At 49.1% G+C, this 9970-nt stretch carries 9 protein-coding genes and 3 tRNA genes; 6 read left to right on the top strand and 6 right to left on the bottom strand.

Annotation, left to right across the window (positions count from 1 at the left end; translation table 11 throughout):
- Positions 1-192: hypothetical protein (locus tag HLG76_RS14840; protein WP_217706602.1), on the top strand; the 192-nt coding region annotated here is incomplete at its 5' end.
- Here HLG76_RS14840 and HLG76_RS15225 read toward each other — a convergent pair.
- From HLG76_RS15225 to HLG76_RS14295, 6 genes are all read right to left on the bottom strand, one after another.
- Positions 104-325 carry a FeoC-like transcriptional regulator gene (locus HLG76_RS15225; RefSeq protein ID WP_158011336.1) on the bottom strand — a complete coding sequence of 74 codons (222 nt, stop codon included), beginning with the start codon at positions 323-325 and terminating at the stop codon, positions 104-106. The genes HLG76_RS14840 and HLG76_RS15225 overlap by 89 nt on opposite strands.
- Entirely contained in the window at positions 276-2618 is a 2343-nt protein-coding gene (gene feoB / locus HLG76_RS14315) for a ferrous iron transport protein B (protein WP_175993897.1), read from the bottom strand. Before feoB ends, HLG76_RS15225 begins: the two co-directional genes overlap by 50 nt.
- Positions 2618-2845 carry a FeoA family protein gene (locus HLG76_RS14310; protein ID WP_021023136.1) on the bottom strand — a complete coding sequence of 76 codons (228 nt, stop codon included), beginning with the start codon at positions 2843-2845 and terminating at the stop codon, positions 2618-2620. The genes feoB and HLG76_RS14310 overlap by 1 nt, the downstream gene beginning before the upstream one ends.
- Before the next feature lie 174 nt (positions 2846-3019).
- Positions 3020-5395 carry a Lon protease family protein gene (locus tag HLG76_RS14305; RefSeq protein ID WP_175993896.1) on the bottom strand — a complete coding sequence of 792 codons (2376 nt, stop codon included), beginning with the start codon at positions 5393-5395 and terminating at the stop codon, positions 3020-3022.
- A 205-nt stretch (positions 5396-5600) separates the two neighbouring features.
- The gene (gene ltaE / locus HLG76_RS14300) at positions 5601-6611 is read right to left on the bottom strand and encodes a low-specificity L-threonine aldolase (protein ID WP_175993895.1); all 1011 of its coding nucleotides are present in this window, start codon (positions 6609-6611) and stop codon (positions 5601-5603) included.
- A gap of 77 nt (positions 6612-6688) precedes the next feature.
- Entirely contained in the window at positions 6689-7738 is a 1050-nt protein-coding gene (locus HLG76_RS14295; protein WP_175993894.1) for a PotD/PotF family extracellular solute-binding protein, read from the bottom strand.
- A gap of 295 nt (positions 7739-8033) precedes the next feature.
- On the opposite strand from HLG76_RS14295, the gene HLG76_RS14290 reads away from it, so the two are divergent.
- From HLG76_RS14290 to HLG76_RS14270, 5 genes are all read left to right on the top strand, one after another.
- Positions 8034-8642 carry a 2OG-Fe(II) oxygenase gene (locus HLG76_RS14290; RefSeq protein WP_021023132.1) on the top strand — a complete coding sequence of 203 codons (609 nt, stop codon included), beginning with the start codon at positions 8034-8036 and terminating at the stop codon, positions 8640-8642.
- 116 nt (positions 8643-8758) lie between these two features.
- Complete coding sequence (locus tag HLG76_RS14285) at positions 8759-9328, top strand: alpha-ketoglutarate-dependent dioxygenase AlkB (RefSeq protein ID WP_051109683.1); 570 nt, start codon at positions 8759-8761, stop codon at positions 9326-9328.
- A 272-nt stretch (positions 9329-9600) separates the two neighbouring features.
- Positions 9601-9674 (top strand) — tRNA-Cys (locus HLG76_RS14280).
- Positions 9675-9703: 29 nt separating this feature from the next.
- Positions 9704-9780: transfer RNA gene (locus HLG76_RS14275), tRNA-Met, on the top strand.
- 37 nt (positions 9781-9817) lie between these two features.
- Positions 9818-9893 (top strand) — tRNA-Gly (locus tag HLG76_RS14270).
- Positions 9894-9970: the final 77 nt, after the last annotated feature.

Genomic DNA, 9970 nt, shown 5'->3' with positions numbered 1-9970 from the left:
TTAAAATCCCTCGACGTTCGCGTTGTGCCGGTTCAAGTCCGGCCCGGGGCACCATTACAAAGTAAAACGGCGACCTTAATGGTCGCCGTTTTTGTATGTCTCGCTATACCATACTCAAGCATTGTATTTCGTTATGATGCGCTAAACGGTATTGAACCTCTTGTTGATCGTGACAAGTACATTGGCGGATGATCGTGCCCCGCCTGATCCAAGTCTCCATCATGGCCTCAATACCGTCGGGACTGAGGCCGTACTCTTTTGCAAGCGCTTCTCGACTAATGACACCCGCCTGAGTGACACTGGCTTTGAGCTTTTGCAGGATCATAATAGGTCTCCTTAAACCAATGAGGATGGCGACCAACATAACGCATTACGCCGATCACGGTAATCAGTAGGGCAGAAAGGCTGACAATATAAACTGTCGCCTGAGTGGTCGCCACGCCGATTTGACTGACTTGAAAGCACAGGGTGGCACCACTGACAGCTAAGAGCATTGACCATCCCGCGATAAATAGCGCAAATCGACGGCCAAACTCACGGGTATAAGCTCCCATCGCGGCAACACAGGGCGTATACAGTAGGATCACAATCAGATAAGCCATAACACTGGCCGTCGTCGTGAATTGGCGGTGTAAATTGTCAAACGTTGCCATACTCACTGCTTGCTCTTGCGCAGCGGCTTCGGTGTTTTCTATCTCACCCACGCTCATCGCGAATGGATCGCTGTAATCAATGCCAAATAAGTTTTCCGGAATGCTTTGAACGGCGTCAACAAGCGCATCACTGATCGAGCCTTCGTCTTGTTCTGCATTGGTTGGGGCATAGAGGCTATTTAAGGTACCAACCACTGCTTCTTTGGCGAATAGTCCGGTCACTAAGCCGACAGTAGCTGGCCAATTATCTTCTTCGATACCAATGGGTGAGAGAGCAGGGGTGACAACTTGAGCCGCTTTCGATAACACGGAGGTCTCGCTATCTTCATGGCCAAAGCTGCCATCGGTACCGAGAGAGTTAAAGAAAGTTAAGAGGGTTACCACAATGACGATGGTTTTACCTGCCCCCAATACGAAACGGCGCAGCTTTTGCCAGGTATGACTCAACACGTGGCGCATACGAGGGAGCTCGTAGTCCGGCAGTGTCATTAACAGACTTTCACTCTGGCCCGGATAAAGGGTGTGGCGCAAAATCAAACCAGTGAGCACGGCCGCTGCAATCCCGAGTAAGTAGAGCGCAAATACCAGGTTTTGTCCGTTTTGCGGGAAGAACGCTGCGGCAAACAAGGCGTAAACGGGGAGCCGTGCACCACAGGACATAAAGGTGGCCATTGCTGCGGCGGTTTTGCGCTCATGAATTTGCTCAAGAGTGCGCGTTGCCATGACGGCAGGCACTGTGCAGCCAAAGCCGAGGATCAGGGGGACAAATGCTTTACCCGGTAAGCCAATTTTTTGCATCAAACCATCGAGCAAAAAGGCGGCGCGCGCCATGTAACCGGTGCTTTCTAGAACGGTGAGAAAAAGATACAGCCCAGCAATCACCGGGATAAAGGTCGCCACGGTTTGAATACCACCACCCACACCATCTGCAACGAGTGTCACTATCGCTTCGGGCAATATGCCATCTAATAGTTGATGGGTGCCATCCACTAAAACAGCGCCAACGGCGATATCAAAAAAGTCGATAAAGGCGCCGCCAATATTGATGGCAAATACGAACATGGCATAGAGTACGGCAAGCAAAATAGGCAGCGATAAAAAAGGATTGAGGATCACCTTGTCGAGTTTTTCGGTTTTATTGCGGCTTAAATGGCGGTGCTCGCGTCGTGTGTCATGTACCAGATCGCGAATATAGCTGTAGCGTGTATCGGCGATAAGAATGTCGGTATCTTGTCCGGCCAGCGATTGGCAAGCCTGGGAAAATGACGCTTGTAGGGACGTATCATTGCCATCGGGCAAACGATCTCGCTCTAGGCACTCAAGCAAATGGGCGCGTTGATTCACTTGTGCCGCTGCCGAGCCTGCAAACGGGGCGCCAAGATGAGATTGGATCCATGCCTCGATATGCTCACCATAGTTTAACTGCATGGCGTCGCAATGCGGAAGTTCCATCATCATGTGGGCGAGCTGATGGCGGAAAGTCGCCACACTGTCGGCTTGGCATGCGGTAACGGTAAGCACGGGACAACCAAGCCATTCTTGTAGCTTCCCGATATCGAGCTGTTGTCCGTTGCGATCTAACCGATCCATCTTATTGATCAGCACTATCATCGGGACGCCGCGCTCGCGTAATTGCAAGGTAAGGTACAGTCCTCTTTCAAGACTATTGGCGTCTAGCACGTTAATGATCGCATCACAGTCGTGGCTATCAATTGAATACGTCGCGATTTGTTCGTCTAGACTGGCATCAAAGCCTGCATTTAGGGCGTATAAACCGGGTAAATCGGTAATTTCACACTCTGTATTGTCGTTCGCTGTTTGATTGAACGTGAGCTGGCCGACTTTCTTATCAACCGTGACACCAGCCCAGTTACCGACTTTTTGGCGAGAGCCGGTTAACGCATTAAATAATGTGGTTTTGCCGCAGTTTGGGTTACCGGCAAGAAGAATGCGTTTTTTTCCCATTACAGTGTCTCCACATCAATCAATTTGGCAACGTCACGACGAACGACGAGTTGTTCGTTATCGAGCCGGATTTGTAATGGGTCTCCAAGCGGTGCTCGCCGAACCAGCTCCACCGCGGTGCCCGGGATTAATCCCATAACAGCAAGGCGGTGACGGATAACAGCGGGCACATGATGGACACTGGTAATACGCGCGGACTGACCGCGACCAAGCGTTGACAGTTTCATAATGCGAGATCCAAATAAGAATGGTTTTCATTGCATATTACGCGCAAAGGTCGCTATTTTTTTTGCGTCGGATCAAGCTATGGTGAAAGTCAATAACGTGATTGCTGCCACAATGAGAAGTGACGATCCTGATGTGAACTAAGAAGCAAAAAGCGGCCAGTGTGGCCGCTGTCTTTAACTTGCGGAAGTACGATGTGCATCGCGTTGATTGTTCAGTTTATCCATCGCGATGGTCAATAGTCCGTTGGGGGCTTTACCCTCGGGACCGAATCCCGCTTTCTCTCCTGATAAAAGCGAGAGTGCTTCACTGACGTGCGAAACGGCATAAATATGAAATTCGCCTTTTTCAACTGCCAGCACCACATCTTTGCGCAACATCAGATTCTGAATATTGGTGGCAGGAATAATTACCCCTTGCTGGTGGTTTGGCCCTTTGAGTGTGCAGACGTCAAAGAAGCCTTCGATTTTTTCATTCACACCGCCAATCGGTTGTGCTTCGCCAAATTGGTTCATGGATCCTGTGATGGCGATATCCTGGCGCAGTGGCACCTCAGTCATTGCCGAGAAAATCGCACAAAATTCCGCCATGGAGGCGCTATCACCGTCGACGCCGCCATACGATTGTTCAAAGGTCAGATGCGTTTTAAGCGGGATCTTATCGGTTTTACCCAAAAGCGTGGCAAGATACGCGGATAAAATCATTACCCCTTTTGAGTGAATACGCCCGCCTAGTTTTACGCTACGCTCTATATCGAGTACTTCACCTTCGCCAAACGCGGTGGTCGCGGTAATACGATTAGGTAAACCAAAGCTGTAGTCAGAGGTGCTGAGCACTGACAGGCCGTTAATCTGGCCGAGAGCCGTTCCCTGGGTGTTGATCAACGTTACCCCGTTTTCTACATTCTGCATCATGCTGTCTCGTAAGCGGCTTACCCGCATGTTTCGACTGGCAAGGGCTTTTTCAACATGCAGCGCGCCAACGGTATTCGCTTTTGCTTGCGTGGCCCAGTAATTGGACTCGCGCAATAAGTTAGCGATGTCAGCTGAATGAAGCGACAAACGGTTTTGATCCTCAGCTTGTCGTGCACTGTGCTCGATAATACGAGCGATAGCACCGCGGCTACAGTGCAACAGGTTGCCATCATGGATAATGCTGGAAATAAATTTGGCGTATTGGTGCTCAGTACTCTCTGTTCGCGGCATGTCATCTTCAAAATCTGCTGTGACTCGGAACAGCTCACTGAATTCTGCATCGTAGCGTTGTAAAAGCTGATACGTTTGATAATCGCCAAATAAAACAATTTTGAGATCAAGTGGAATGGGGGCCGGATCGAGTGACACGGTTCCGCTGAGGGTTACCTCTCGCTCTAGCGCACTGACGCTGAGCTGACGACTGCTCAAGGCACGTTTAATGCCTTCCCATACGTAAGGTTTTTCGAGCACTTTGATGGCATCCATCATCAACACACCGCCATTGGCGCGATGGAAACTGCCGGCGCGAATGAGAGAAAAGTCAGTGAAGACCGTGCCTTTAAAGGTGGCGTTTTCAACATAGCCAAATAAATTGTGATAGCTGGGGCTGTCTTCGACCACGATGGGGGCTTGCGCGTCGTGTTGGCTAACTAATACATTGACTTGATAACGGCGAGGGAGCTTTTTATCTAACGCCGCGTAGGCGAGTGCCGCTTGCTCTTCGCTGTCTTCTAAAAAAATATCAAGGTGTTCCAGCATGTCGGCCTGCATTGCCTCGAGAAAAGTGATGATCTCGGGCAGATCTGCGAACGTCTTTTTCAGTGGCGCGATATGGGTGGCAATCACTTCTTGACCAATGTCTTCATCAAGCGCTTTTTGTTTGTCTGCGTATTCTGACTCCCATTCACCCAGTTGGCGAACAACGCCGCGTAATTCAGTCTCAAGCTTATCTATCACTTTACCGAAGGCCATCTGTTCATCTTGTGATAACGCATCAAAGGTGTCTTCGGTATGTGGCTCCTCACCGTTAAGGGCAACGAACTGATAATCCCCTTGTGGCGTGATAGAAAGACTAACACTGTTTTTTTCTGCGGTTTCACTTAAACCTTGCAGAATCGTTTGTTGCCGCTCAGTGAGTTGATTTTTTAATGTTTCCGCACGTTGGTAGTACATTTCATTATCAAACGCCATTGGCAGGGCATTGGCGAGCTTACCCATGAGCTGTTCAATATGCTTTTTTAATTCACTACCTTTTCCCGCGGGGAGTTTTAGGACTTGTGGTGAACGTGCTTCTTGGAAATTCGCAACATAGCACCAATCATAAACGGGTGAATCAGTCTGCCAGTGCTGGTTAAGGTAGCGCATCATCATGGTGCGTTTACCGAGTCCGTTCTGACCGATGGCGTAAATGTTGTAACCTTTCTCTTTAATTGACATCGCGAATTCAACGGCGTGGCGAGCACGATCTTGACCGACAATTTCGTCAAGTGGCGCAAGATGCTTGGTTGACGTAATGTCGCTGTGTTTCAAGCTAGATTCACGATACAAGCGGTCGCTGGTGAGCTGAGTGAGAGCCATGGCTGTCCCCGTATTGGCGTTTAATCGTTACTGATTTTAGTGTAGCGACTGTAAGTGATTGTTTTAGTGACTTTGGTGGAGAAAGCGATGATAGGGTCACAGTTTTACATCGGCTGGTTATTTTATAAACAAAAAACGGGCTAATGTGCCCGCTTTTTATCGATTTTATCGCGAAGGAAGAAAGTCAGCGCTTCGATGATAGCGGCTAAAGAGAGTCGGCTATCGCACGAATAAGGGTATTGATATCCTCACGGCTGATGTCTTTATGGGTCACCAAACGAGCGGGATGACCACTGAATGTGACACGAATATCCTTCTCAATCAGCCGCATTTGAAGCCGTGTACGCTCGATCGTATCGGCGATATCGACATAGACGATATTGGTTTGGACCTGATAAGCGTCAGTTGAAAAGCCGTCAAGTTGATGCAATTCACTCGCTAAGTACTGCGCATTGGCATGATCTTGAGCCAGGCGATCAACATTTTCATTGAGTGCTTTCTGACCGGCAACCGCTAAAATTCCCGCTTGGCGCATCCCCCCACCGAGCATTTTCCGTATGCGTCTTGCTTTATTGATAAAGGCTTGAGAACCAAGAAGAAGAGAGCCAACGGGGGCGCCAAGTCCTTTGGATAAACAAATGGTCATTGAATCAAAGTGACAACTGATGGCGGTGATATCGACGCCTAACGCGACTGCCGCATTGTAAACGCGCGCGCCATCGAGGTGTAATTGCAGCTTATGGTGATCACAAAAAATGCGCGCCTCGGCTAGGTAGGATAAAGGTAAAACTTTACCGCCGATGGTATTTTCTAAGCTTAAGAGTTTCGTTCGCGCAAAATGGAAATCGTTTGGCTTGATTGCAGCCGCGAGCTTATCAAAGGGAAGGCTGCCGTCTGGGGCATTGTCTATCGGTTGGGGCTGAATCGAGCCTAATACGGCGGCGCCTCCGGCTTCATACTTATAATTATGGGCCTGTTGACCACATAAATATTCATCACCACGCTCACAATGGGCCATTAAGGCCAGTAGGTTGGCTTGGGTTCCTGAGGCAGTAAAGAGGGCAGCGTCAAAGCCATGGCGTGAAGCGGCCCACTCTTCTAGTGTATTGACGCTAGGATCATCGCGATACACGTCGTCGCCGACGGGGGCATTCGCCATCGCCGTTCGCATCGCCTCGTCAGGCTGAGTCACTGTGTCAGAACGAAAATCAATCATCAGGCAACATCCTTATTATCAAAGGCCCTCTATCAGCGAGGGCCTACGGTTGGCGTAAGCTCGAAAAGCGTCACTGTTTAGCTTTTCAGCATTTGCCAGTATTTTTGGTAGATCTTCACCGCTTCACCAACATCATCAGTAAATTCACCGTTATTGACGGCTTCATCAGACGGGAAAATCGTTTTGTTTTCTCGTAGGTCGGCATCTAAATACTCCGCGGCGCCAGTGTTGGGGGCGGGGTAGCCAAACTCTTCGACTAATTTTGCTTGGTTTTCAGGCTGATACATAAAGTCGATAAACTGGTGCGCCAAGGTTTTGTGCTCAGCGTTTTTCGGGATAATAAAATTATCCATCCATAATATCGCGCCCTCTTGTGGATAGACAAACTCAATCCCATCGACCTCTTGTTGAGCCATATGGGCATTGCCATTCCATTGCTGACCAATATTGACTTCGCCTGTAATAAACGGGACGTGTGGCGCATCGGAGTTATAAACCACCACGTTATCACGCAGATCGCGTAGGGACTGATAGGCTTGCTTAATTTCCGCTTCATCGGTGCTGTTAATGCTATGGCCCTGGGCTTTTAACGCCATCCCGAACACGTCACGCACATCATTCAGCAGCATGACTTGGCCACGAAAATCGTCGCGCCATAAATCTGCCCATTTTGTCACTTTGCTACCGTCGATGTAATCGCTGTGGTAGCTAATACCCGTGACACCAAAAACATAAGGAAGCGAGTAGTCATTCTTTGGATCAAATGATTGGCCGAGCAAGCCTGGGCGTAACTGGTCAAAATGACCAATCTGGCTTTTATCAATTTTAGCGAGCATATCCTCGTTGATCATGCGCTCAATAAAATAGGTTGAGGCAAACGCCAGATCATAGCCTTCACTGTTTAGCAGCTTAAGCTTGGCATACATGGATTCGTTACTCTCGAATGTCGAGTAGTTCACATCAACCTGGTATTTTTCTTCAAACGCTTCAATGACATCCATGGGCATATACTCTGCCCAATTATAAAGATTGAGCACCTTATCTTCAGCATGGACGCCGCTTGCGAATACCGTCGTGAGTGCAAGTGCAAGTGCTGTTGCGGTGATTCCGTGAGTGATTTTCTTCATTATCATGGTCCTTCAATGGCTGACTGGCCGAGTACACGTCGAGCGCATAATATTGCACCCAGACTCTGTATAAAAGCCTTTTCTTGATCAATCTCGGCCTTTTTAAAGGTTCCGCTAAACAGTAGCATAATGCCGTGCTCGCCCCCTAAACTCGCGCCGAATACAAGGTGAGTGATATGGGTGATGACACAGACGGTTCGATAAATAGTCCTTATCGTCACGATAAAGAAAATAGGTTGCCCCCCAGTCAAAAGGCAGTAAGGTAACCGTTCTAATTGGCGGCGGAGATAAGTATTTGAACGAACTGACCATCATCGATGATATTGCGACTCATGGCCTTAGTGTTTGTGACGATTTTTTATCGGCGCAAGCGGTTAGCGATTTGCAGGCATGCTTACCCGCTCAGTGGAATCAAGCGGCAATCGGCCGAGAGCGTAAACAGCATACCAATACCCAAATTCGTCGCGACAAAATCTATTGGTTAGAACGTGATACGGCGCCCGCTATCGATACGCTTTTGGATAAAATGGCGAATTTGCAGTACGCCTTCAATCGGCATTTATTCTTGGGGTTGTTTGAGTACGAGGCGCATTTTGCTAAGTACAATCCCGGTGATTTTTATGCCAAACATTATGATGCGTTTGAGGGACGATCAAATCGTAAAGTCACGACGGTACTCTATCTAAACCACGATTGGTCTGAGCAAGACGGTGGTGAAATCGTGATTTACAACCCTGATGGGTCGCATCGCCAAACGCTGTGGCCCAAAGCGGGACGGCTGGTCACTTTTTTATCCGAAGCGTTTCCCCATGAAGTGCTCCCGGCCAAAAGGCAACGGTTTAGTATTGCGGGTTGGTATCGGTTAAATGGCATGAGTGGCCGACGTGTTGATCCAATTCGTTAACCACAGCCATACTGAATGCCATATGAGAACCGAGGTGACAATTGTGTATGGCACGCCCCCCACAGCAACAATGTTTTTTTACCGACACGACGTTTGATCCGCAGCAAGGTGTGGCTATGCCCCAAGCTGACGTCTATTGGTCCCCAAACTGGCTAGCGAGCAATCAAGCGGACGCGTTTTTTACATCGCTTCGCGAACAAGCGGCTTGGCAGCAACTTCCTATTTCGATGTTTGGGCGGACCGTGATGCAGCCGCGCTTATTAGCTTGGTATGGTGATCATGCTTATACCTACAGTGGACTCACATTATCTCCCCGCCCTTGGACACCAGAGTTACTGGATTTGAAAGCGCGTGTTGAAGCTGCCACCCACGCCCGTTTCAATACCGTCTTGCTCAATCTCTATCGAGATGGTAGCGATTACATGGGCTGGCATAGAGACGATGAATTGGAATTGGGGAGGCAGCCGACCATTGCCTCGGTGAGTCTGGGCGCGAGTCGTCGGTTTTTATTCCGTCACCCCAAGCGACAGCTAAAGCGTGAGTTTTTACTCGATCATGGCTCACTGTTAGTGATGGCAGGCGAGACGCAAACCCACTGGCAACATAGTGTGCCCAAAACGCAAAAGCCGCTGGGTGAGCGAATCAACCTGACGTTTCGTTGGTTAAACAGTGAAGAGGCTAAGTAAAGCAAGCTGATCGCCTGCGGTGAACAAGTCACTATCGCATTACGCCTCGTCCATGCGATCGCGTGAAATTTTTAGGAAAGACGCGTGAGATTTTTAGCAACGAATAGGGGAATGGCAGTAATAAATGCTGAAAATAACAGCGGATTGGTCGAAGTTTGACGCTTTTGTTTGTAAAACAGCCATCTGAAACTTTTATTAAATAATAAGTGTTGACTCGATCACGTTTATCCGTAGAATGCCTCCCCGTACCGCAGAGACGGAAACAAAACAAAGGCGCGTTGGCAGAGTGGCTATGCAGCGGATTGCAAATCCGTGTACCTCGGTTCGACTCCGGGACGCGCCTCCAAGTTCCTCTAGGTGCACAGTAAAATCGGACGCGGGATGGAGCAGTTTGGTAGCTCGTCGGGCTCATAACCCGAAGGTCGTTGGTTCAAATCCAGCTCCCGCAACCAATTTTTACAAAGCGTGATGCAACGCTTAATTGCATAGGCGACATTAGCTCAGCTGGTAGAGCGCGACCTTGCCAAGGTCGAGGTCACGAGTTCGAACCTCGTATGTCGCTCCAAGTTTTGCCCACATCAAGCATAATTGATGTTACGGACGCGGGATGGAGCAGTCTGGTAGCTCGTCGGGCTCATAACC

It is taken from the genome of Salinivibrio sp. EAGSL, assembly GCF_013366455.1.
Taxonomy (GTDB): Bacteria; Pseudomonadota; Gammaproteobacteria; order Enterobacterales; family Vibrionaceae; genus Salinivibrio; species Salinivibrio costicola.
This window is presented reverse-complemented; position numbering and strand designations above follow the sequence as displayed.